At 46.5% G+C, this 23,488-nt stretch carries 26 protein-coding genes; 8 read left to right on the plus strand and 18 right to left on the minus strand.

The features are described 5' to 3' along the window. Nucleotides 1-68: 68 nt before the first annotated feature. The 6 genes from EXIG_RS11470 to EXIG_RS11495 form a co-directional block, all read right to left on the minus strand. Nucleotides 69-584 (minus strand): DUF2179 domain-containing protein, encoded by a 516-nt coding sequence (locus EXIG_RS11470; protein ID WP_012371117.1) that lies wholly within the window; start codon nt 582-584, stop codon nt 69-71. Between the two features lie 171 nt (nt 585-755). Further along, nucleotides 756-2,051 (minus strand): UDP-N-acetylmuramate--L-alanine ligase, encoded by a 1,296-nt coding sequence (murC, locus tag EXIG_RS11475; protein WP_012371118.1) that lies wholly within the window; start codon nt 2,049-2,051, stop codon nt 756-758. Nucleotides 2,052-2,129: 78 nt separating this feature from the next. After that, nucleotides 2,130-2,981, minus strand: coding sequence for a hypothetical protein (locus tag EXIG_RS11480; RefSeq protein WP_012371119.1), 852 nt, complete (start codon nt 2,979-2,981; stop codon nt 2,130-2,132). A 37-nt stretch (nt 2,982-3,018) separates the two neighbouring features. Continuing rightward, entirely contained in the window at nt 3,019-3,627 is a 609-nt protein-coding gene (gene ytpR, locus EXIG_RS11485; RefSeq protein WP_012371120.1) for a YtpR family tRNA-binding protein, read from the minus strand. A 53-nt stretch (nt 3,628-3,680) separates the two neighbouring features. Continuing rightward, entirely contained in the window at nt 3,681-4,478 is a 798-nt protein-coding gene (locus EXIG_RS11490) for a DUF1444 domain-containing protein (protein WP_012371121.1), read from the minus strand. A gap of 54 nt (nt 4,479-4,532) precedes the next feature. Further along, complete coding sequence (locus EXIG_RS11495) at nt 4,533-4,841, minus strand: thioredoxin family protein (RefSeq protein WP_012371122.1); 309 nt, start codon at nt 4,839-4,841, stop codon at nt 4,533-4,535. Nucleotides 4,842-4,965: 124 nt separating this feature from the next. On the opposite strand from EXIG_RS11495, the gene EXIG_RS11500 reads away from it, so the two are divergent. After that, entirely contained in the window at nt 4,966-5,256 is a 291-nt protein-coding gene (locus EXIG_RS11500) for a hypothetical protein (RefSeq protein WP_012371123.1), read from the plus strand. A gap of 103 nt (nt 5,257-5,359) precedes the next feature. On the opposite strand, the gene EXIG_RS11505 is transcribed toward EXIG_RS11500, so the two are convergent. Both EXIG_RS11505 and EXIG_RS11510 read right to left on the minus strand, forming a co-directional pair. Beyond that, a complete protein-coding gene (locus EXIG_RS11505) occupies nt 5,360-6,373 on the minus strand; it encodes a PTS sugar transporter subunit IIC (protein WP_012371124.1) in 1,014 nt (337 codons plus the stop codon). Nucleotides 6,374-6,508: 135 nt separating this feature from the next. Further along, nucleotides 6,509-7,579 carry a M42 family metallopeptidase gene (locus EXIG_RS11510; RefSeq protein WP_012371125.1) on the minus strand — a complete coding sequence of 357 codons (1,071 nt, stop codon included), beginning with the start codon at nt 7,577-7,579 and terminating at the stop codon, nt 6,509-6,511. Nucleotides 7,580-7,699: 120 nt separating this feature from the next. On the opposite strand from EXIG_RS11510, the gene EXIG_RS11515 reads away from it, so the two are divergent. Next, on the plus strand, nt 7,700-8,002 hold the full coding sequence (locus tag EXIG_RS11515) for a PepSY domain-containing protein (protein ID WP_012371126.1): 303 nt from the start codon (nt 7,700-7,702) through the stop codon (nt 8,000-8,002). Nucleotides 8,003-8,062: 60 nt separating this feature from the next. After that, nucleotides 8,063-8,419: a DUF1304 domain-containing protein gene (locus EXIG_RS11520; protein WP_012371127.1), complete on the plus strand. Its 357-nt coding sequence runs from the start codon at nt 8,063-8,065 to the stop codon at nt 8,417-8,419. Between the two features lie 74 nt (nt 8,420-8,493). Here EXIG_RS11520 and EXIG_RS11525 read toward each other — a convergent pair whose 3' ends face one another. Further along, nucleotides 8,494-9,009 (minus strand): hypothetical protein, encoded by a 516-nt coding sequence (locus EXIG_RS11525; protein WP_012371128.1) that lies wholly within the window; start codon nt 9,007-9,009, stop codon nt 8,494-8,496. Nucleotides 9,010-9,124: 115 nt separating this feature from the next. Then, nucleotides 9,125-9,766, minus strand: coding sequence for a tRNA (guanosine(46)-N7)-methyltransferase TrmB (trmB, locus tag EXIG_RS11530; protein ID WP_012371129.1), 642 nt, complete (start codon nt 9,764-9,766; stop codon nt 9,125-9,127). A 173-nt stretch (nt 9,767-9,939) separates the two neighbouring features. Here trmB and EXIG_RS16260 point away from each other — a divergent pair, with 173 nt between their 5' ends. From EXIG_RS16260 to budA, 3 genes are all read left to right on the plus strand, one after another. Next, nucleotides 9,940-10,041, plus strand: coding sequence for a cytochrome bd oxidase small subunit CydS (locus EXIG_RS16260; protein WP_413230418.1), 102 nt, complete (start codon nt 9,940-9,942; stop codon nt 10,039-10,041). A gap of 163 nt (nt 10,042-10,204) precedes the next feature. Beyond that, nucleotides 10,205-11,899 carry an acetolactate synthase AlsS gene (alsS, locus tag EXIG_RS11535; RefSeq protein WP_012371130.1) on the plus strand — a complete coding sequence of 565 codons (1,695 nt, stop codon included), beginning with the start codon at nt 10,205-10,207 and terminating at the stop codon, nt 11,897-11,899. Nucleotides 11,900-11,915: 16 nt separating this feature from the next. Continuing rightward, nucleotides 11,916-12,629 carry an acetolactate decarboxylase gene (gene budA, locus EXIG_RS11540; protein WP_012371131.1) on the plus strand — a complete coding sequence of 238 codons (714 nt, stop codon included), beginning with the start codon at nt 11,916-11,918 and terminating at the stop codon, nt 12,627-12,629. Nucleotides 12,630-12,712: 83 nt separating this feature from the next. Here the strand turns inward: budA and EXIG_RS11545 are convergent, their stop codons facing one another. From EXIG_RS11545 to pepV, 6 genes are all read right to left on the minus strand, one after another. After that, nucleotides 12,713-13,516, minus strand: a complete 804-nt coding sequence (locus tag EXIG_RS11545) for a phosphotransferase family protein (RefSeq protein ID WP_012371132.1) — start codon at nt 13,514-13,516, stop codon at nt 12,713-12,715. Between the two features lie 51 nt (nt 13,517-13,567). Further along, complete coding sequence (gene pulA, locus EXIG_RS11550) at nt 13,568-15,727, minus strand: type I pullulanase (protein WP_012371133.1); 2,160 nt, start codon at nt 15,725-15,727, stop codon at nt 13,568-13,570. Between the two features lie 39 nt (nt 15,728-15,766). Further along, nucleotides 15,767-16,633 carry a hypothetical protein gene (locus EXIG_RS11555; protein ID WP_012371134.1) on the minus strand — a complete coding sequence of 289 codons (867 nt, stop codon included), beginning with the start codon at nt 16,631-16,633 and terminating at the stop codon, nt 15,767-15,769. Next, the gene (thpR, locus tag EXIG_RS11560) at nt 16,608-17,159 is read right to left on the minus strand and encodes an RNA 2',3'-cyclic phosphodiesterase (protein ID WP_012371135.1); all 552 of its coding nucleotides are present in this window, start codon (nt 17,157-17,159) and stop codon (nt 16,608-16,610) included. Before thpR ends, EXIG_RS11555 begins: the two co-directional genes overlap by 26 nt. Nucleotides 17,160-17,164: 5 nt before the next feature. Beyond that, nucleotides 17,165-18,310 (minus strand): MFS transporter, encoded by a 1,146-nt coding sequence (locus tag EXIG_RS11565; protein WP_012371136.1) that lies wholly within the window; start codon nt 18,308-18,310, stop codon nt 17,165-17,167. A 91-nt stretch (nt 18,311-18,401) separates the two neighbouring features. Then, nucleotides 18,402-19,799, minus strand: a complete 1,398-nt coding sequence (gene pepV, locus EXIG_RS11570; protein ID WP_012371137.1) for a dipeptidase PepV — start codon at nt 19,797-19,799, stop codon at nt 18,402-18,404. A gap of 306 nt (nt 19,800-20,105) precedes the next feature. Here pepV and EXIG_RS11575 point away from each other — a divergent pair, with 306 nt between their 5' ends. Beyond that, nucleotides 20,106-20,324, plus strand: a complete 219-nt coding sequence (locus tag EXIG_RS11575) for a DeoR family transcriptional regulator (protein WP_012371138.1) — start codon at nt 20,106-20,108, stop codon at nt 20,322-20,324. A 109-nt stretch (nt 20,325-20,433) separates the two neighbouring features. Beyond that, on the plus strand, nt 20,434-21,066 hold the full coding sequence (locus EXIG_RS11580; protein WP_012371139.1) for an SDR family oxidoreductase: 633 nt from the start codon (nt 20,434-20,436) through the stop codon (nt 21,064-21,066). A gap of 40 nt (nt 21,067-21,106) precedes the next feature. Here EXIG_RS11580 and EXIG_RS11585 read toward each other — a convergent pair whose 3' ends face one another. Together EXIG_RS11585 and EXIG_RS11590 are read right to left on the minus strand one after the other, a co-directional pair. After that, a complete protein-coding gene (locus tag EXIG_RS11585) occupies nt 21,107-21,826 on the minus strand; it encodes a pseudouridine synthase (RefSeq protein WP_012371140.1) in 720 nt (239 codons plus the stop codon). Beyond that, nucleotides 21,813-23,477 carry a putative polysaccharide biosynthesis protein gene (locus tag EXIG_RS11590; RefSeq protein ID WP_012371141.1) on the minus strand — a complete coding sequence of 555 codons (1,665 nt, stop codon included), beginning with the start codon at nt 23,475-23,477 and terminating at the stop codon, nt 21,813-21,815. Before EXIG_RS11590 ends, EXIG_RS11585 begins: the two co-directional genes overlap by 14 nt. Nucleotides 23,478-23,488: the final 11 nt, after the last annotated feature.

A 23,488-nucleotide genomic window follows, 5' to 3' on the forward strand; every position in this document is an offset into this window, starting at 1 on the left:
ATCCTTAAATAACAAAACTTAAACATGATTTCATGGGAGATTCTTTCAGAGACCGATGATGAAATTCCTTACTGGGATCGTTTTAATCCCTTGAGCATATAGCCTCCTTTGAAATCAACGGAATCAAATGCGACAAGAAAAGCTTTTGGTTCATATTCCTCGACCAGATTACGCAACACTTTCATTCTCGTCCGGGCTGCTAGTACATCCAGACGGTATCGAATTCCATCACGGCCCTGCCCTTGATAATGCGTGACTCCGAATCCGTTATCCCGGATGACCTGAATCAGCTCTGCTGGGAAGTCCTGTGTATGCACTTGAATCATGTTGTATCCGATTGCCAGCTTCCGTTCGACGAATCCTCCGATCAGAATTCCAAGCCCGAATCCAAGGGCGTAGACAATCATGCCGACTGTCGTCAAGTCACGGAATACGATTCCGAGCGCAAAGATATAAATCAACGTTTCAACCGTTCCTAACACACCTGCAATGATAGTTCTTCCTTTGACGAGCATGATGGTACGTAGTGTCAAAACAGGTACGTAAATCAGCTGCAACAGTAAGATGAGTAAAATTTGTCCCATGACGTCTTTCCTTTCTAAATAACATACCCCCACTATTCCAAAAATCAATTTAAGATGCAATCAAAAATTCAACAGATTTCTCCTCAAAATCACTTCCGATTTTTTGTTTCACGAAACCGACAAAAAAGACGCTGACAAATGAATGTCAGCGCCTGTTTATACTTCACGATATTACTTTGCGTTCTCGTACTGGTGTTGATACGTTTGAATGTCTCCTGCTCCCATAAAGAGCAACACGGCATTTTCATGTTTACGTAAAATCGATACATTGTCCCGCGTCAAAATATCAGACCCCGGCACTTTATCTTGTAAATCTTCTACACGGACTTGCCCTTCTTGCTCACGTGCCGATCCAAAGATTTCACACAGATAAGTAGCATCCGCCTCACGTAATGATGTCGCAAAATCATCCATGAATGACTTTAAGCGGGTATACGTATGCGGTTGGAAAATCGCTACGACTTCACGATCCGGATATTTCTTGCGTGCCGATTCAATCGTCGCACTGATTTCTTTCGGGTGATGCGCGTAGTCGTCAACAAGGATTTGCGAACCGAAGTTTGTTTCGCTAAAACGACGTTTCACTCCACCGAATGTAGACAGACGTGCAGCGACTTCTTCTTTGTTCAGTCCTTCATACTGGCAGATCGCAATGACAGACAACGCATTCAAGACATGGTGTCGGCCAAAACCAGGAATCAGGAACGTCCCGTAAAAATCATCCCGGAGATAGACATCAAATGATGTTCCGTCCGGCGTCGACGTCGCGTTTTCTGCACGGAAATCATTATTTTCTCCAAAACCATAATACAGAATCGGAACATTCGCCTGAAGGTTTTGCAGGTGCTCGTCATCTCCACAAGCAACGATTGCTTGTTTGACCTGCATCGCCATCTCTTGGAATGCCGAGACGACGTCGTCGATTCCCGTAAAGTAGTCAGAATGGTCGAAGTCAATGTTCGTCATGATGGCATAGTCCGGTTTGTAATATAAGAAGTGGCGTTTGTACTCGCACGCTTCAAAGACAAATGCTTTTGCTTCTGCCACACCGGCACCTGTTCCATCACCAATCAGAAATGCCGTTGGTGTAATTCCACTCAAGACGTGCGAGAGTAAACCAGTCGTCGATGTTTTACCATGTGATCCTGTAATCGCAACAGACCGATACTCATCTGCTAAATGCCCCAAGAAATCGTAATAGTGATAAATCGTCAAATCCAGTTCCTTTGCCCGAGCAATTTCTGGATGGTCATCCCCAAAAGCATTCCCTTGGATGATGACTTGATCTTCTTTAATGTTTTCCGCACTAAACGGGAAAAACGGAATTCCTTTTGCCCGTAAGGCATCCTCTGTAAAAATATGCTTGTCAATATCAGAACCTTGTACTTGATGATTCATTTCATGCAGTACTTGGGCGAGCGCACTCATCCCTGTTCCTTTAATCCCTACAAAATGATAATTTGTCATATATGAGCCCTCCAATTCACGTTCCGGTCCGTACCATCGGGCTTGGGTACAAAACCTGTACCATTATAGCAAACCGACTTATTTTTTACCATGTAAATTATTTTGTTCCCGACGTGCACGATACATCGCCATCAAGTCCTTCGTCGTCATCACGACGTTTACCGGCGGACCGACCGGCTTTTTGATTTGAATCGACTGGTTTGCCGTCGGTTCTGTTTCCACTGCAACTACTTGCTTCATTTCATCAACTGAAGCGTCGTCGGCAGAGAGCGGTTCTTCCATCTGAGAATCCACGTGTACCATATCTGTTGAGGACGGAATGGTTTCTGTTTCTTCCTGTACCGTCTGATCTGCTACAGGAACCTCAGGAGTCGCTTCGATTTGCGTTTCCACTGTTTCTTCTTTGTCCGTTTCTTCTGCACCCGGATTTTCTGCTTCTTCAACTGCATCTTCTTCTTCTTCAGGAAGAAGAGTTTCTGTTGACGCTTGTGCTTCGACTTGATTTTCGACAATATCCTCCGGCGAAGAATTTTCTTCAATCGACGGTTCCGGAACGAGAATCTCTGAATCTGTCATCGGTACTAAGCCAGCATCCGCTTCGGTTAGATCCGTCTGTTCCATCGTCTCGATCCGCGACTCTTCGTTCAATTCTTCTGTCTCATGTTCAAGCGACTCTTCTGATTTTTCCTCTTCCTGTACACTTGAAACATCGACTTCAGATTCTTCCGAATGGATTTCCTCTTGGATCGACCGTTGCTTTCTAGGCCGTTGGAATCCGTAAATAGGCGATGGAACATCCGTCAACACGAAACGATCTTCACGCTCTTCTTTTTTAGGCCGTTCAACGGGTTTTGTTTCTTTTTCGCCTGCTAATTCACGTCGAATTCGTGCTGCCTGTTCCTTTAACGACTGTTCATAACGATTGCTCATTCCCTCACCCCTCCATCTTGTTAAAAAATCGGCCGAATTATCGACCGATTAAAAATGCTTCTCCCGTTTTTGCCGTATCCTCGAGAACAAGAATTCCTTTTTCCTGCGGTGCATCCGGCAATGCGAGTTCCCGTGCAGAACAAAGCATTCCACTAGAAGCCACTCCACGTAAAGCGGACGGACGAATGATTAATCCGGACGGCATGACTGCGCCGGGTTTAGCGACGACTACTTTTTGTCCGGCAGCAACGTTTGGTGCTCCACAGACGATTTGCAATGTCTGATCATCCACCTCTACTTGACAGACCGACAACTTGTCCGCATCTGGATGTTTTTCAGCAGATGATACGAATCCGACGACGAATTTAGGTGAATAATCAATTTCACGTGGTTCGAAATCGACGCCGTTTTCTCCTAATACGCGTTGAATCGTTTCAACAATTTCCGGTGTCAAGTCGACCGGTCCTACAGCATTTAATTCAAACTGGTTTGATGCTTCGAAGATGTTATAGCCAATTACGTCTTCGCCATGGAAAATCGTTGCTACATCGCCTTTTCTTTCGGCAGTGATTTCAGCGCGGGGTGCATCTGCTAAGATGACCATCAAGACGTCTCCGACACCTTCTTTATTATAAAAAACATTCATGCAATCCATGACTCCCTTCAAACTTTCTCACAATGCCTATTGTAGCAGATTATTCAGCTTTTCGGATGCTTGTTTTTTGCAAGGACGAAGACAGGTTCGAGTCTGCCTTCTTCGTACATGAAAGGAAGTGCCGTTACCGGAACCCGTCCGTTCGTGAAGAAGTCAAACATCAATTGTTGCAGAACATCGTATCCCGCGTCGTTTCGAATGTCAGCAAAGATCAGCACGTCCTGATGCGGAATTCCGACAGCAAACTCTCCTGTCATTTTTTCAGCGTAATCGCTCAATAATTGTTTGTTTAAGACACGACTCGCTTCGTAGCCGTCACCCGTACTCAAGAAATAAAAGATATTCCCGGCCACTTCATCCATCTTAAACGGCGCTTCGAGTGATTTTAAATTAAACCGCGCTGCCTCTGACAAATGTTCGGTCGTCCATCCTGCTTGATTCAACAATTCTTCGTCAATCAACCGGTACGTAGCCCCTAAATCAAGCGCGTACATGATTTTCGTTTCACCGGTATGTGGTGTACTGATGATTTTTTTGCCATCTTTCGTCTCATCGGCAAAAGATTTTGCCCGAATGACAGGGAAGACCCGTTGTTCATGACCAATCAGCGAAACCGGTTCCGTCTGCTCCAAAACGGCTTTAATGTATTCGATCGTCTCTTCGACCGCTATGACACCGCGACGCTTTGCTTTCGCTACAAGCGGATTCAATCCCAGATCGACTCCTGTCCGATCCTGTTTGCGTTCGATGCGGAGAACCGATTTTTCCCGATCGAAATACGTTGTATATTGAGTGGTATCAAATGCCTCCGTAACGAGGCGGCGAATTTGTTGTAGTTCCATGAATCCATTTCATCCTTTCCTATTAAAAAAAGCGAGTCAGCGCTCGCTTTTGTTTCAGACTGTTTCTAAAAATGCGGTCACCTGTTCAGGTGTTTTTCGTTCTTTCCCGACATAACGACCCGTTTCTTCATTTTCACGATACGCAACAAAGCTCGGAATTCCGAAGATGTCCATTTCCTGGGCAATTTCAATGTGCTGATCGCGGTCGACGTAATAAAAATTAAATTCACTGAACGTCTGTTCCATTTCCGGCATGAAGGGATCTAAAAACCGGCAATCCGGGCACCAATCCGCTGAAAAGAGGAAAATCGATTTTTCTTTTTTCGCTTGATCAAATTGTTCTTTCGATTCTAATTTTTTCATCTGTTACACTCCTTCAATACTTGCTTTTTCATTGGCTCCATCATAGCATATTCGAATGTTTCTGTGCGTTTTCGTGCTCTGTTTGCTATACTGCAACTAGAAAATGTCCTGAAAGGAAATTATTATGACTGATCAACCTGTTAAGCATCCTTTTGAACGATTTGTTGGTTTTGTCGGCATGACAAGCTGTCTCCGGTACGGCTATTCGTTTATCGATTCCGAACGTAGCCTGCCTCAAATCCTGATCCTTCTTGTAGTCGGATTTGCCATCATCATGTCGCTCGAAGCAATCGGGAAACGGCTCGCCAGAAAATTGCCGATCGTTCGGATGCGGTATTTGATTCCGCTCTATCTTTTATACTTGTATGTCTTTTTCACCAGTTTTTACTCCAGTGCGTTCGGCTTTTCACTGTGAACATGAAGGGACTGACTTTTGAGTCAGTCTCTACAAAAAAGCAAGGGTGGCAGAATGATAATCTGCCACCCTTGCTTATCTACTCATCGAAAAAATTTGTTCATCAATACTCGATTTTCAGATCCCCGTCTTTAATCCGTCCCATGCGACGGAGGATACGGTAAATCAAATAACTGATCAGTGCTGGTGCCAGGAAACACAATACGAAAACCGCTAAGTAGTACTCGCCTTCGAATCCCATCGTTTTTAGCATCATCAGTGGACCGACCAGTCCGCTTGTCCCCATACCCGATCCTTCAGGATTACTTTCGAGTGTGAGTAAGACAGTCGCAAATGGAGCGAGCAATGCGCCCGCCAGTGTCGGCGGGACAATCGTCCATGGATTTCGAATGATATTCCCCACCTGCAACATCGACGTGCCGATTCCTTGGGCAATGAAACCCCCAATCCCGTTATCGCGATAACTGATGACACCGAAACCGATCATTTGTGCGGCACAGCCGATCGTTGCAGCACCGGCTGCCAGTCCATCCAGACCTAACATGATTCCGAGAGCTGCACTCGAGATGGGAGCCGTCAAAGCGAGACCCATGACGGTCGCTACAAAAATCCCCATGACTAAAGGTTCTCTTTCTGTTCCCCACCGGATGATTTCCCCTAAATCGGTCATCAGCGTTCCAATCCAAGCTCCGACATATTTTCCACTCACAAAACCGATGAGCAAGGTGATGAATGGCGTCAAAATGATATCGAGTCGCGTCGTTTTTGAGATCAGTTTTCCGATTTCGGTCGCAATGACGGCTGCCACGTAACTTCCGGCAGGACCTCCCGCTTCGTAACCAAAGGCACCGACCGCAACGGCTGAAAACAAGACAAGCGGCGGAGCTTCGAGCGCAAAGGCAACCGCTACTCCGATTGCCGGCCCTGTCAGTGCGATAGCCTGCTGCCCGACCGTGACGAGTATTTCCGCATCGATTCCTTTTGTGATTAACCCTTCACCAATCGTCTTTAAAATTAGTCCCATAATCAAAGAACTGAATAATCCTAATGCCATATAACTGAGTACCGTAATAAAATATACTTTCGGACTGAGTAAAATTCCTTTTCTTTTTAACAAGCTGCCACTTCCTTCTGTTTAAAATCAGATTCATTATAACAAACTCTAAAAAAAGGTCATACATTTGTTTTTCATCTGACAAGACAGTTGAAACCAAAAAAAAGAGGATCGCAACGATCCCCTCTTCTATCACGTTCATTTAATTTGTAACGTCGCAAGTGTCGTCGCATCCAGTTGCGTGACCAGTTTCTTCAGTAATTCTTTTGCCGCATCATAGTCATCCGTGTGCATGATTGAAGCATGTGTATGGATATAACGTGCCGGAAGACCGACGACCGTCGTTGGAATTCCGTTGTTCGAACGATGGATGACGCCTCCGTCCGTTCCACCTGCTCCGACGTAATATTGATACGGAATATTGTTCGATTCCGCTGTATCGAGCACATAATCCGTCATTTCTTTCGATAAAATCATGACGCTGTCTTTAATACGTAACAACGGTCCTTGACCAAGCTGACCGAATTCCGTTTTATCTCCTGAAGCATCGTTGGCCGGTGAGGCGTCGACGACAAAAGCAACATCCGGATCAATCAGATTGGTGGCCGTTTGTGCACCGCGCAAGCCGACTTCTTCTTGAACCGTTGCACCTGAGAATAAGACGTTCGGATGATCCGCTGCTGTCGTTTCTTCCAACAACTCAATTGCCATCCCGACGCCGTAGCGGTTGTCCCATGCTTTGGCCATGATTTTTTTCGGGTTCGCCATCGGTGTGAACGGGAAAAACGGGACAGCCGGAATACCCGGACGAATACCAAAGGATTCCGCTTCTTCTTTTGAGTCTGCCCCGACATCGATGAACATATCTTTGATCGCCATCGGTTTATTCCGGACTTCATCCGTCAGCAAATGTGGTGGTGTTGACGCAATGACACCGGGAATGATCCCGTTATCGCCGCAAATCGAAAAACGTTGTGCAAGCAGAACCTGACTCCACCAGCCACCGAGCGGTTGAATCCGGAGCATCCCGTTTTTCGTAATCTGTGTGACCATGAAAGCTACTTCATCCATATGACCGGCAACCATAACTTTCGGACCATCCGCCTGACCCGTGCGTTTTCCGAAAATTGAACCAAGACCGTCCATGACGATTTCATCCGTCACCGGTGTAATCCGTTCTTTCACAAAGCGTCTGACATCATGTTCAAACCCGGGTGCACCGTTCAATTCTGTCAATGTTCGAAACAAGTCTCTTGTTTTTTCATTCATATGTATCCCCTCCTGTTCATTCATTATACAAAATTTTGCTTCAATCACTTAACCTTTTGTTTCTCACTGGACGGATTATTTGGTACAGTAGGAATAGAACCTGTAAGGAGGGGAATTTTAATGAAAAAACGCTATTGGATTATCGGTCTCGCAGCAGCGGTCGTTGCCGCTTTCGCAGTCAAGAAGGCTGTCGACAACAAACAACTCTCTGCCGAGGAAGCGCTCGAAATCACGAAACGCACATTTTCAGCAAAAGGACGTGTCCAAGGTGCATGGATCTCTGCAACACCAGAGGCGTACGCATACGAGTCACGTGACTACCAAAGCTACAAAGGTGGCATCTCGGTCCTTGAAGGTGACGATGAAAAAACGTATCAATTCACAGTTGATGCGGAAACAGGTGCTTTACTCGAATACGCATAATAGACGGACCATACTTCGATCGACGAAGTATGGTTTTTTTTCAGAAAGGAGACACTCGACATGTCTTTACTCGCTACTCTCTTCGTTTTAATAGTCGCTGTGGAACATTTTTATATTCTGGCACTTGAAATGTTTTTCCTGTCATCAAAATCTGCCCGGCGTACATTCGGTCTGACCGAAGAAGCCGTCTCCAATCCGCAGATCCGGACACTGTTTGCCAACCAAGGTCTTTATAACGGTTTTCTTGCCGCTGGTCTGATTTTCGGGCTGATCCTTGATTCCTCAGCGGTCCAATTGTATTTCCTCGGTTGTGTCATCGTCGCCGCTCTGTATGGTGCAGCTACTGCCAACACCTCAATTCTTTTCAAACAAGGGCTTCCGGCCATCATTGCTTTTTTACTCGTCTTATTCGTCTGAATTCATCAAAAAAAATCCCTTGTCGCACCCGGTAATTCGGGTAGAAAAGGGATTTTCATTTAATTCATAAAAGATTAACGCGGGTTATCATTACGTTCGTAGATCGGGTTCATGTATTCACTTGTTGAATACAGACGCGGTACAACAACGTATAGCATGATAGCTGGTACTGCAATGATTAATAACATCAGTAACATCGGCAACCAGTAAACCACCTTTTGGTGCAGGTTATCCGAGTTGCTGTCGATGTATTCTTTGACGCCTTTTACTTTAGCCGCATCTGCGCTTGTAAGTAATTTACCGCTGTCTGCGTTGTAGAAATGAATTTCACGTTTGATCGTGATGAAGATTCCATCACGAACTGTCTCGATTACCGCGATTCCACCGATAATATTTTCACCTTTTTCACCAGTGAATGTTTTTGGATCTTCAATTTCTACAGAACCTTTTTTATAGTCGTAATGTGTACTCTTCAAATCCTCGTCAAGTGCTTTTTGCATAGATGACGTATCAATCGCAGCGAATACCGATTGTCCGATACTCAATGCGAGAAAGAGTGCCGTTACGAAGGCTAAGCTTTTTTGCCACATCCCCAATTTCCCCCTTTACCTGTAAATACAGTTCTTCAGTCAACAACATTGTACCAATTAATAAGAAAAAAGTGTGAAAGAAATGCTAGGAAAATAAGAAAACTTTTTGTCTAAATTATTTTGTATACGTTGCTTCCATCCGATAAATCGGTTGACCCATTGCTGAAAATCGTTCTTCGTATTCCGTTCTGACGTTATTTTCCGGCTCGTTGGCATGTAAATCAAGTGACATCCAATCAAATGTCATCCCGTAAGCAGACATCGTCATCAGACTTGATTCAAATAATTTCCGGTTATCCGTCTTGAAATGAATCTGCCCTTTTTCCGGTAAAATATCTTCATAGGTTGCCAAAAACGTTTTGTACGTCAAGCGGCGTTTCGCATGCCGTGATTTCGGCCACGGATCGGAGAAGTTCAAATAAACACGGGCCACCTCTCCTTTTTCAAAGAAGTCACGCAAGTCTTTGGCATCGACCGTCAAGACACGGACGTTAGCAAGCGGTTCTTCCACCATCTTTTGAACGATGGCGACTGCAACACTCTCAAACAGTTCGATTGCGACGAAGTTGACCTCCGGATACTGTTTTGCCATCCCTGTGATGAAGGCGCCTTTACCTGATCCGACTTCGATGTAAATCGGATTCTCATTCTTAAATTCATTCGACCAGTTTCCTTTTAGAGTCGACGGGTCTGCTATATAAATGGAGGATTGCTCTTTCATATAATCCAGTGCCCATGGTTTGTGACGTAAACGCATACTGCTCATCCTTTCGATTCTTAAATTATCCGCAGATAAGTTTATCATGATTCGGGTAAATATATAAGATGTTCTTCATTCTCCCAAAAGAATGTTCAGCAGATCGTCACTTGAGAATAAGTGAGCAATCTACTACACTTACAGTACGATGATTCCTAAAGGAGGTTTTAATGTTGGAAGACTTCTTGATTGCGTGGGGTTCTCCGATCGTTCTCGTCATGGGTGTAACGGCTCTTTTCGTCTGGGCGACGTTCGGAAAAGTGAATGCGGAATAAACAGTTAGCGGTAGACATCTTGTGTTGATCACAAGGTGTCTTTTTTAGTTTCTGAAGGATTCACCTTGGTTTCTCATTGAAACAGATGTATACTTTTCACGAAACAGTTTTTATATTACAGCTATCGAACAACCAAAACTACTGGTAGAAAAGGAGAATTGTAATGAAAGAAAAACAAAACAGTGATTCAAATGACTTAGTACAGAAGAAAACAGGAGCCGATTTGGTCGTCGATACCCTCATCGAACAGGGTGTCGACTATATCTTCGGGATTCCTGGAGCGAAAATTGACTCTGTCTTTAATGTTCTGCAGGACCGGGGACCGGAACTGATCGTCGCACGTCATGAACAGAATGCCGCGTTCATGGCACAAGCAATCGGCCGCTTGACGGACAAACCCGGCGTGGTACTTGTCACGTCAGGACCCGGTGCTTCCAATCTCGCGACCGGTCTTGTCACGGCCAACTCGGAAGGTGACCCTGTCGTCGCGATTGCCGGTGCCGTCACACGAGCCGATCGGTTGAAACGGACCCACCAATCGATGGATAACCAGGCACTGTTCAAACCGATTACCAACTTCAGCGCTGAAGTTCAAGATGCCGACAATATCCCTGAAGTCTTATCCAATGCTTTCCGGACAGCGGAAACGACGTCCGGTGCCGCTTTTGTCAGCATTCCGCAGGATGTCGGATTAAATGAAGCGAACGTCACTTCGTTCAAAGCGGTCGAAGCACCTAAACTCGGAATCGCTCCAGAAGAATGGATTGATGAGACGGCTACCCTGATTGAACAAGCGAAGTTACCGGTTTTGTTACTCGGTATGCGCTCGAGTCAACCGCGTGTCGTTCAGGCCATCCGTGCTTTGCTCGAACGCGTGTCGATCCCGGTCGTTCAGACATTCCAGGCCGCCGGTACGTTGTCACGCGAGCTTGAATCTAATTTTTACGGACGGGTCGGTCTTTTCCGTAACCAACCGGGAGACGCCTTGCTTGCTGAAGCCGATCTCGTCTTATCGATCGGATACGATCCAATCGGATATGATCCGAAATTCTGGAATCAACCGTCTCACGAGCGGACATTGATTCATCTTGATCAGATGCGGGCCGAAATCGATCACTTCTATCGTCCGGACCGGGAACTCGTCGGTGATGTTGCAGCAACCATCAATGCGTTATCAGAACGTTTGCATGCATTGACACTTCCGGCAAGCTCAACTGAATTTTTACACGGTCTTCAACAACGTCTAGAAGAACGGGACATCCCGCCAATCGTGAAGGACTCACCACTGACTCATCCGCTTTACTTCATGAAAACATTACGCGAACAAATCGCGGACGACGTCACGGTCACAGTAGATGTCGGATCGCATTACATCTGGATGGCACGTCACTTCCGGTCGTACGAGCCTCGTCATCTCTTGTTCAGCAACGGCATGCAGACACTTGGTGTCGCATTACCTTGGGCAATCGCCGCGACGCTCGTCCGTCCGGGTAAAAAAGCGGTCTCGATTTCCGGCGACGGTGGATTCCTCTTTTCCGCCATGGAACTGGAAACGGCAGTCCGCCTGAATGCTCCGCTCGTCCATTTCGTATGGCGGGACAGCGGGTTTGATATGGTAGCATTCCAGCAGGAAATGAAATACAAACGGAAATCCGGTACCTCGTTCGGAGAAGTCGATTTAGTAAAATACGCTGAAAGCTTCGGCGCAAAAGGACTCCGTGTCAATCATCCGTCCGAACTCATCTCGGTCATGGAAGAAGCATGGCAAACAGAGGGACCTGTCATCGTGGATGTTCCGATCGACTACAGCGATAACATTACACTCGGTAAAGAGGTACACTTGGATCAATTGAACTGATAAGGAGATGAAAGCGATGCAGCATGACGATACATTACTTCAGATTTCGACAATGATGGCCTTACTCGACGGTGTATTCGAAAGTGAAACACGCTATGAATCGATTCTTCCCGGTTATGATTTCGGAATCGGTACATTCGATCATCTCGACGGGGAAATGATTGGTTTTGACGGTTCCTTTTATCAACTGCGGTCGGACGGCAGCGCCCGTCCGCTCGACCTCAAAACGACAACTCCGTTCTGTTCTCTTACGCGATTCGTTCCCGAACAGTCGTTGTCCGTGAAGCAAACGATGTCTAAAGCTGATTTTGAACACTGGCTAAGTGAACAGCTTGGTACGATCAACAGCTTTTACGCCGTCCGGATTGAAGGACGATTTTCCGAGGTCAAGACACGAACTGTCGCTCGGCAGGAAAAACCATTCCGTCCAATCACTGAAGCCGTCGCGACACAAAGCGCCCGGACATTCGAACACATCGACGGTACGTTAGCCGGTTATTTCACACCCCGGTTTGGTCATGGAATCGCAGTCGCCGGCTACCATCTTCATTTCATCGATCAGGAACGAAGCGGTGGTGGACATGTCTTCGACTATACGGTACAAGACGTAACCGTTACATTCGAGGAAAAACCAAAGTTGGACTTACGTTTGCCGACGACAGCAGCGTACCGGACAGCTGATCTTGAAAGTCATGATATCGAAAAAGAAATCCAAATTGCCGAAGGCTAAAAAAACGTGCGGACACAGAATCACTTGTGTCCGCACGTTTTTCTTTAGTGTTTTAAAATTCTTGTCTTGAACAGATCGCCGCTTTAATCTTCCTGTTCCATTTCCAGCAATTGCGCTAAAAAAAGATAACTCTCTGTTGCATCAGGATGCATGGTATCTTCATACCAGTAAATCGAGAGTACTGCTTGCGCCACGACGTACCAGTACATGCGTTGTTTCAAATCTTTCGTCAACGGATGTCCGTAATGCGCAAACCATTCTGGCCAGCACTCTTCATCGACATAACTGTATAACATCATCCCCAGATCATACGCACGATCTGCGATAATCGCATCATCCCAATCATTAAGATACAGATGTCCGTCTGTTCCGACCAACCAGTTATTATGATTTAAATCCGAATGGCAGACGACTTGCTCGTCTGTCCGGACGTAAGGTAACCGCTCGGACAAATAGTCGATGGCCTGTTCAATCAATTCCGGTTGTGCCAGTTCAGCAGGTTGAAAATATAAACGACACTGCCGCAAGAGTTCATCCGGTTCGATCGGACGCTGATCCAATTGTTGTAACATGAACAACAGTTCCTTCGAATCATGAATCTTTCCGAGCAACCTTGCGACTTCCGGCCGTTCCATCATTTCCGGTTCCAACTCTTGACCTTCGATGAATTGCTGGGCGCTGATGACATCTCCGCTGTAAATCCGCTTTGTCCAAAGCAGCTTCGGCACGATACCATCCGCTGATAAAATCGCCAAAAATGGCGAGGAGTTTCGTTTTAAAAAGAGTTTTGACTGCCCCGTTGAGGCAATGTATGCTTCTCCCGTAATTCCGCCTGCTGGCGTAAGGGTCCAGCCTTCGCCAAGCGCATCTAAAATATCTAATTCCATTATAATCCGCTCAACTTTTTAGTAGATTTGCCTTAAGGCACAATGATTATCTTAACATGTGGCGATCGTTGTTGACAACGGAAGGACCGTGATCTGCGAAACACCCTTCTCAATCGGTGTGATAGATGCTTCGTTTCCATAAACATGCACATTCCATCTAGGATGATCCAGCACGATATCAATCTTCTCAGACGTCACATTATGCACGACAAGCGTCCGTTGCCAGGCATCGTAGGAATGAACAGCCCCTACTTCGTATGCGATGACTCCAGGTTGCATCGGCAAAAAATGCATCAGTTCCTGCACTTGGTTAGCTCGGTGCAACCGGAATCCACCGTGCATCCGACGGATTTGCAAGATGTTTTTTAAATACTCGACCATCTGTGCCTGGCGGTCCCGTAACGTCCAGTCCACCCGATTAATCGCATCAGGTGCATTATAGCTGTTCTCGACGCCTTGTTTCGTTCGGCCGAACTCTTGTCCGGCATGAAGAAACGGGATGCCGGCTGATAAAAATATAATCGTTTGGGCCAGTCGGCTCATCTGTAACCGTGTCGTTTCATCGAGGTCCGGCCGGGCGAGTGTCAACTTGTCGTACAAGGTGTGATTGTCATGTGCTTCCACATAATTGATCGAATACGTCGGCTCAGGGAAACGCCCCGTCGTCTGACCATTCAACGTGATACTGCCGGCCATTCCGTTGTGTACTTCCCCTTCCCACCAACCGTTGCCCGATACAAAACCACAGTCTGTTTCATTGAACGTCGAGCCTTTTAAAGCATCCCGGAAAACATCATTAAAATGACCGATTCGCGGCATTTGTGAAGCGACTGAACTGATTGCCTTTTGACGTTGCGGTAATGGTGTCGCCAAGTCCCATCCTTCGCCGTACACAAGAATGGTCGGATCAATATGATCTAATGCTGACCGGACATGATTCATCGTCTCAACATCATGAATGCCCATCAAATCGAAACGAAAGGCGTCCACATGAAAAATGTCTGCAAAATAGGTCAGGCAGTCCACAATCATCCGTCGCATCATGAACCGTTCCGATGCGGTGTCATTCCCGACTCCAGTTCCATTGGCAAGTGTTCCGTCCATTTCATAGCGGAAATAGTAGCCCGGCACCAGGTATTCGAGCGCTGACCGTTCCCGGATGTAGACATGATTCATGACTACGTCAAACGTCACTCGAATTCCCGCTGCATGAAGCCGTTCAATCATCCCGACATACTCAAGAATCCGGACCTTTGGATCGATTGGATCGCTGGCATAACAGCCTGTCAGTGAAAACCACTGAACAGGATCGTATCCCCAATTGTAAGGAAGGCGGCTCACTTCTTCCGTCGTCGTAAACAAATGAACCGGTAACAGTTGGAGATGAGTCACACCGAGGTCCAGTAAATAATCGATGCCTGTCGAGCGTCCTTCCGGTGATACGGTCCCTGTTTCCGTCATACCGAGGTATTGTCCGGGATAATGAGAACCGGAAGACGGATCAATCGTGAAATCCCGAATATGTGCTTCATAAAGGATGGCATCTGTCGGTTTGATTAACAACGGCCGTTTTTGCCGATGTGGAAACTGTCGGTTGATTTCTTGCTCGACATCAAGCAGAACCGCGAATTGTCCATTTACGCTGACAGCCTTGGCATAAGGATCAACAACTTCCTCTGTTCCTTGATACGTCGTGACCCGGTAACGGTACAGGCTGTTCTCCCATGAACGGGGAACCACTAACCGATACGCGCCGCGTTCTTGCCGTTCAAAGTCCCGGCTGTCCCTTTCGACACCGTCTTGATCGTAGCGGATACATTCCAACCGTTCAGCCAGCGGGGACCAGACATATAAGGAAATCATGTCGGTTTCATAGACCGCACCCAAAGGTCCTTCATAACTGTATTTGCGATCAAATCCTGCCGTCTGTACAATCCGATTTGGCAGCACGCGGACTCGTTCCTGATCGGGTAAGATGATTTCATAACAGCGTTCCAATTCAACCGCCCGGTCGAGCAGCAGTGTCAGTTTGATTGTTCCGTCCATATCTTCTCGATTTTCGATGGAGTAGTCCATCGGCTCACCATCACAGACGAGCGAAAACTCACCTTGTCCAAACGGTGTTTCGGTTTCCATTAAGATGGTTTGAAATGTCACGAACTCAACTGAATACAATCTGACTTGTTGCGTTTCCAATTCATTATTTATCATCTGTTTACGCGACAAGCAAACATCTTGCCGCTTCCCTCCCTATTTTTGAATCCGCCCGTTTTCCTGACTGTTCAGTGCCATTTGGAATGTCACCGAAACGGTCTCTTTTAAAATCTGTTCGCATACGCGCATCTGAAAAGCTTTTGTATGCACAGCCGACAGATTCATTTTCCGCAACCACTCTGTAAAATCAATTTTACTGACGTAAGTCGTCGTTGTCTCTTTTGGCATTTGATCGAAATAGCCTTGTGACGCTATGACGACACGCTCGATTGGCAACATGAATTCGGAACCTAAAATTAATCGCAGGATATCCTCTGTCCGTTTTAAACTGATTAACGGATTAACGATGTTTTTCGGCGAGGCTTTGAATGGTTGTTCGCGCCACAGTTTACTGCGTTTGATGTGATAGATGCTCTCTTCGCCGTCTAACCAATCCAGTATATAGATGGCAGAAGGCCCTACGACAAACGGACTGAGTTCCACTTCTCCTTGCTGGTACTGAATGACGGCACGGTAAAACATACCGAATTGATCATTCAAGAGATGTAGCATCTGATAAAAATCCAGGTGTCGTCTTAAAGGAAGCCGCCAGATGTCATCCTCCGTCGCTCCGCCCGCGACATAAATTAACTTTTGAACTTCCACTCGCTTTTTGTACCATTTATCAAAAGCAGACTTCGAGATTTGTTTTCCCGGCACCTGAAACATTTCCGGTTTCTTAAAAGGCTGCCACCATTTTTTCGGCCGGATGATCGTCTCACCCGGGAACAATTCACCCGTCTCCCATTTTTTCAAGACGTTCGCATAATCAACAAGCTGCTGATCTTTAAAACGTTTTGAAGTTTCGAGCGGATTTCTTTCGTAACGGCTTTCTAAATCATAAAGTTTCATCAATAATGCCAATCATATCACCTCGTTCATTCTTCCCAAATTGAAATCGTGTATCTGCCTGATACCGCGGTTGATTGTCCGGGCAAATCTGATACAGAACGATTTCTTTGACATGTAAGCTGGCGGCAGGTGTTTGTTCGGGTGGGTGGAGCGACACTTCTTGATTCCACTTCTTCGCAAGGGTAATGTGTGGAACAAACGGTTTAGCCGGATTCGGATCAATCTGCCGGGCAAGCTGAAACAGTTTTTCCTCATATGCCGGTCCGGCAGCAAAGACACGGGGTCGTTCTGCTAATCCAAATCGTTCAAGGTGATCTAATTTTAAAGTAAAGGCGGAAGTCATTTGCGTAATCTCCGTCAGCTGACGCCGCCAGTTTCTCAACTCGTCATTGGTTAGTGAGCCTAAAAAACGCAGTGTCAGATGATATTCGTTCGGTTCATATACCGTTTTGTAATAACGCTCAAGTTTCAGGGAAGACGCGAATCGCGCCAACGTCTCGTCAGCAACCGGAATGGCGATGAAAAAGTGTTTTTGCATACGGATCACTCCTTGATTTTTGAGCTGATCAGATACAAACAAGCACCTAACAGGCTACTACCTGTATATACCCAAAATACCGCGTAGATGGTCCATTGATCCAAAACAATCCCGCTCATTAAATTGAATAATGCCGTCGCAAGACCGGTCGTCGTCGCCATATACGTACTGACTGCCGTCGCCACTGTTGAAGGCGGTACCAGCGAACGGACATAATCAAGAGCGACAGGAATCAACAGACCGATGATGAATCCTTGTAATGCCGCCAAAATCCAAAGTGTAAAAATTGGCGGCTCAAGCGCCAAGATTCCGGTCCGCAACGCGGATAAGACGGAAATAAACACCAAGACAGGAATCGGCCCAAACCGCATCATGACTCGTGTCGCAATACGCATGAATGGAATTTCGCATAACACCGCAACAAAAAACAGCGTTCCGACGAGTGCCGTCGACTCTCCACGAATCGTCACGTAACTGCCGAAGTAATAATTGTTGGCAAAAATCGGTCCAAACACTAAACTGCCGCCTGCTAAAAACAGTAAAAAACGTTTATTCGAAAACAAGGCCTTCAATGGAATGTGTTCACGTTCGACCGTCGAAACAGGGGTTTCTTCAATTCCAATCAACACCAGAAATCCGAGAACGAGTGCTGTTCCACTCGCATAAAAAATTGCACCGAGCGAGCCCTGTTCCGTCACCTGTCCGAGAATAAAGACAGCGAGCGCAAAACCGGCGGAGCCAAATAAGCGTAACGCCCCGTAGTCGACTGATTTTCTTTTGGAGAATTCAATCGCCAATGTATCGACGAGCGGAATATGTGCGCACTGGAACAACGCCCAGAGTGAAGAAATCAATAACAGAAATAAGTAAATAGAAGTCAGTAAATAACTGATGGTTAAGAGACCTGCCGTGAGTAAGGCCACCAACAGTAAACGTTTCGGTCGCCCGAACCGGTCGGCGGCCATTCCCCAAATCGGCTGTAAGACAATCGATAATACGGGACCTACTGCAACAATCGTTCCGATTTCCGATGCTGATAATTGAAACGCATCATTGGAAAAATACAGTGCCAAATAGGGAATAAGTGCACCTTGCCCAAAGAAGATGAAAAAATACAGGGCTTGAAAATGATATTTTTGACGATGGATCACAACTGACTCTCCTTCAAGAATCAATCCCCCTATCACAATGGATTCGGGGGATTCATTTCCTTATAAATTGGTTTTTCAGATGAACAGATGTTTATTTCGCCAATTCGTAAATCGCTTCTGCATAGATGGCGACGGCTAATAACAACTCTTCAAAATCAACATACTCATCCACTTGGTGCGCGACTTCCGGTCCGCCCGGGAAAACAGGTCCAAATGCAACACCAGCTGTCAATGAACGGGCGTAGGTTCCGCCACCGATCGCAATCAAGTCGGCCTTTTGATTTGTTTGCCGTTCATAGACCGCACTGAGTGTCCGGATTAGTTCATGGTTCGGATCGACATGATGCGGCGGCATATGTGTGCGTGTTTGAAGTTCGAACCCGTATGCGATGGCTGCTTCTTTAATCAACTGTAAGCGTTCTGTGAAATCAGCACTATAAGGATAACGGATATTAAGCGAAGCCGTCCCTTGCCCTTGTCCGTAACGGAAAACGCCTCCGTTGATCGTCAAGTCGCCGGTTTCATCGGATGCAGCCACACCAAGCGCCACACCACGTGAATCACGGAACATATGCACGACCATCTCGAGATAACGGCGGCCATTGTAATCAAGATGAAGGGTATGCAGGAAACGTGCCAAATGAAGGGCTGCGTTTTTCCCGTTATCCGGTTCCATCGCATGCGCCGCGACCCCGATGACGTCAAAGACAAGTCCTTCAGCCGTCTCCTTGACTGTCCCTGTCACACCTTGTTTCTCCAGATACTGATGGAAATCTTCTTCGATTGTTCCCCGTTCAGCGACATGAACCGTAGCCGTCGCGTGACCCGGTACCATATTCGGACGCTCTCCGCCTTCGAAACGAACGAGTTGATAGCCTGTATCTGCTGCTTTTACGGGTTTACCTTGAACGAGTAATCCGTCATACAATCCTTTTTCAGCGTTAATGATAGGGAAATCAGCATCCGGTGCAAATCCAAGCGTCGGCATTTCTTCATGCTTGAAGTAATGATTCACACAGCGCCATTCGCTTTCTTCATCCCCACCGGCAATCAAACGAATCCGTTTTGAAAGCGGAAGCCCCAACTCTTTGACGATCTTCAAGGCATAATACGCCGCCATCGTGGGTCCCTTATCATCGATTGCACCCCGCGCAATCAATTTCCCGTCGGCTAATGTCGGATTGAACGGGCCGTATGTCCAATTGTCACCGCCTGCTGGTACGACGTCCAGGTGGCAGAGGATTCCGAGTAATTCATCTCCTTGACCATACTCGAGGTGACCGGCATATCCGTCGACGTTCTTCGTAATAAATCCATCCTGTTCCCCCAGCGCAAGCATCCAATCGAGTGCCCGTTTGACTTCCGTCCCGAACGGAGCACCTTCTTGAATCGTCGTTTCATCGAGAATACTCGGTATGCGTAATAGTTCCTTTAAATCAACTAAGAGATCTTCACGTCGTGCCATGACTTCTTCTTTCCAATTGACCATTTGACTTCTCTCCCTTGTCCGCTAATTCGTTCACCTTTAAGTATAGCGAAAATTTGACAATTACGAACATCCAAAATACCAAATCTTTTGTTATTACGTTTTTAACGAACATTAAAATGAATAAAAGACGTTTCATTCGCTATTAACTATTGAAAGTTTATGTGTTTTTTGAAAACGTTCGGTTAAATTACTTGCATTCTATATTAAAAGAGTTATACTAAAGGCGAAACAACTTAATTCATCATCGTCTTTTGTCACCCGAAGCTTTAGAACACTATTCTATCCATTGGGGGAGTGGTTATACCAATGAAAGATTCTACAGACCGTATGTTGACCCGGATTAAATCGATTTATCTCTATATCAATGAGAACGGAGCTACTACGACAGCAGACTTGGTTGAAGAGTTCGGCATTACTTCAAGAACCGTCCAGCGTGACTTGAACGTGCTCGAATACAATAACCTCATTGTAAGCCCAAGACGCGGTACTTGGACATCAAGTAAAAAACAACGACAAGCCGGCTGATTAAGATGTTTCACCAAACTATTTTCTGTAACGACGCGAATCCTTCGCGTCTTTTTTTGTTATTTTTTTTTCAGGCAGGGTATATCTAGTTTGAGAAGGAGATGATGAGATGAATATTTTAATCATTGGAGCAAACGGAACAACAGGGCGAAAAATGGTTGAACTGATCGGGAAACAAGGTCAGCATCAAGCAATCGCCGTCGTACGGGAAGAAAATCAAATCAATGACTTAATCGCTCTTGGCGCATCCGAGGTCCGTCTTGGTGATTTAACGAAAGATGTCACAGATGTCGTCAAAGATGCGGATGTCGTTATTTTTGCAGCCGGTGCCGGCGGAGCTTCGGAAGAGCTGACGCGCGCCGTCGATCAGGATGGAGCCATTAAAGTCATCGATGCGGCCAAAGCAAGCGGGATTGAGCGTTTCTTGATGCTCAGTTCAATCGGTGCCGATCATCCGCAAGGTGATTTAAAAGTTTATCTGGAATCAAAAGGTGCGGCCGACCGTCATTTAAAAGACAGCGGTCTCGATTATACGATTGTCCGTCCGGGTCCACTCAGTTATGATGAACCGAGCGGTACGATCGAGACGAAAGAACACTTTGATTCGTATGAAGGACGCGAAGTCTCACGTGATGATATCGCGGCCCTCTTCGTAACCTTGATTGATCACCCGACTCAAAAACGTCAGTTCGAAGTATTAAGCGGTCCCTTCCCGATTGCAGAAGCGTTGCGTAATCAATAATCCAAAAAGGGCGCCCTTCTATAAGAAGAGCGCCCTTTTTTCATTCCGGTTTCCAGTCAAACAAGGCTAATTCGCCACGTGTGAGTTCCCGGTATTCTCCTGCTTCAAGTGTCGGATCAAGCGGCAATTGTCCGATTGACAACCGTTTCAGATACGTCACTTCTTTTCCGAGAGCAAGCATCATCCGTTTGACCTGATGGAACTTCCCTTCGGTAATCGTCAGCTCGAGTGTTGATGTTTCGTCCGTTGCTTCCAAGATGATCAGCTTGCCCGGCTTTGTTTTATAGCCGTCCTCAAGTGTGACCCCTTCTGCAACTTCCTCCACGTCCTCTTCTGTCAGCGTACCGATGACTTCCGCATAATAGACTTTCTCGACGTGTTTTTTCGGTGACATCAATGCATGATTAAATGATCCGTCATTCGTCAGCAAGAGCAACCCTTCCGTATCCTTGTCGAGTCGTCCGACCGGGAACGGTTTGAAGTACGTCACGTCGTCAAACAGTAAATCAATCACGGTTTGATCCCGCTTATCTTCTGTCGCACTGATTACGCCGGGCGGTTTGTTCATCATTAAATAAATGAATTTTTGATACGTGACCGGTTCGCCGTATAATAACACTTGCTGATTTTCTGTATCGACGTGCTGTTTCGGGTCGTAGACGATTTCGCCATCGACTTGAATCGCACCCGACTTGAGTAATTGTTTTACTTCTTTTCGGGATCCTGCTCCCATGTTTGAGAGTAATTTATCTAGACGCATTTCCTCGTCCTCGTTTCATTGAAAATTTTCGTCCAAGTACGGCTTCCGCAAGACCGCTCCAAATGGCAAGACCTGCAAAGACGACAATCCCGATTCCGGCTCCGACGATTAAGATGATGAGTGAACCGATCGTCGTAGCGGGAAGCAGAGCTGCTAATCCCCATTTGACGAGCGCGACGCTCGCACCCATGATGGCACTGATGATCATAATCAGTGACGTCCGGCGCAAGACTGTGCTGAACGGGAACTGAACCGTTTGTGTAATTCGGAAGAACATCAATCCGGTTGCGACGACGTATCCAAGGATGGTTGCATATCCGGCCCCTGTTCCGTCTCCGGTCCAGTGAATCAACGGTGCGTTCAACAGATACTTCGTCAGCAATCCTGCCAGTGTCGCAATAATCGTGAAATACTGCCGGTTGATTCCTTGCAGTACTGCCGCTGTCACGGAATACAATGCGAGGAATAACGCACTTGGTGCATAACTTAATAAATAGACCCATGCCGCCTGATCTCTCGGGAATAAGACATGGAATGTCTCTTCACTCAGTAAAATCATACCGACGACCGCTGGGATCGTTACGAAAAAGGCCAGCTGGTAAATTTGCGAAATTTGTTTCCGGACTTTCCGCATATCCCCTTGTGTAAACGAGGCCGTCAAAAGTGGTGTCGCGGATAAGGATAATCCTGTCGCGACCGAAACCGGAATCAAGACAATTTTATGACTATCTGCAATCAGATAGGCTGTTGCGTTTCCGGCGGCTTCAAGCGTGTATCCGATGCTTTGTAAAGCCGCATTCATCGTGTTTTGATCAATGACCTGATAAAGCGGTGTCGACAGACCGACCATGACGATCGGAATCGCATACGTCAACAGTTCTTTATACAACCCTGATAACGGGCGATCCGGCGATATCGTCGTCTGACCGTCGCGTAACGCTTTTAAGCCGGGAGCACGTTTCCGGAAATAATAAACGAGCACAGCGACACTGCCGATTGCCCCGATGAAGGCACTGAATGTCGCAATCGTTGCTGCCCAGGCTGCATCCGTATCAAACAGATAAATCGCGATGCTGACGCCGGCCAGTAAAAAGATGATCCGGACAATCTGCTCCAAGATTTGTGAAATCGCAGTCGGCCCCATCGATTGATACCCTTGGAAATACCCGCGCGTCATACTCATCGCCGGAATCAGAATCAAGGCGAAACTGACTCCGCGAATCGTCATCGTGACGGCATCAACGTAAGAAGCCGAGTCGACATCTCCTCCGGGAATTGCCCGGTGAGCCAGATACGGAGCCAGTAAGAATAAGGCCAGAAAGGAAACAATACCGGTGATGGACATGATTTTTAAGCCGGATCGGTATAAACGCTCGCTTGTATCATATTCCCCCATCGCATTGTACTTCGCGACAAACTTCGAAACGGCTACAGGGATACCGGCTGTTGCGAGACCAATCATGATGGCATAATAGTTATAGGCATACGTGTAAAACATGATTCCCGTCGCTCCGACCATGAACTGAAACGGAAACAGATAAATCAGACCAAGGGCACGGGAGATGAGTGATGCACCGGACAACAACATCGTTCCACGAACGAATCCGGTATTACTGGATGAAGTTTCTTGCTTTTTGCTCACAGTCGACATGGATAACCTTC

The organism is Exiguobacterium artemiae 255-15 (assembly GCF_000019905.1).
GTDB classification, from domain to species: domain Bacteria; phylum Bacillota; class Bacilli; order Exiguobacteriales; family Exiguobacteriaceae; genus Exiguobacterium_A; species Exiguobacterium_A artemiae.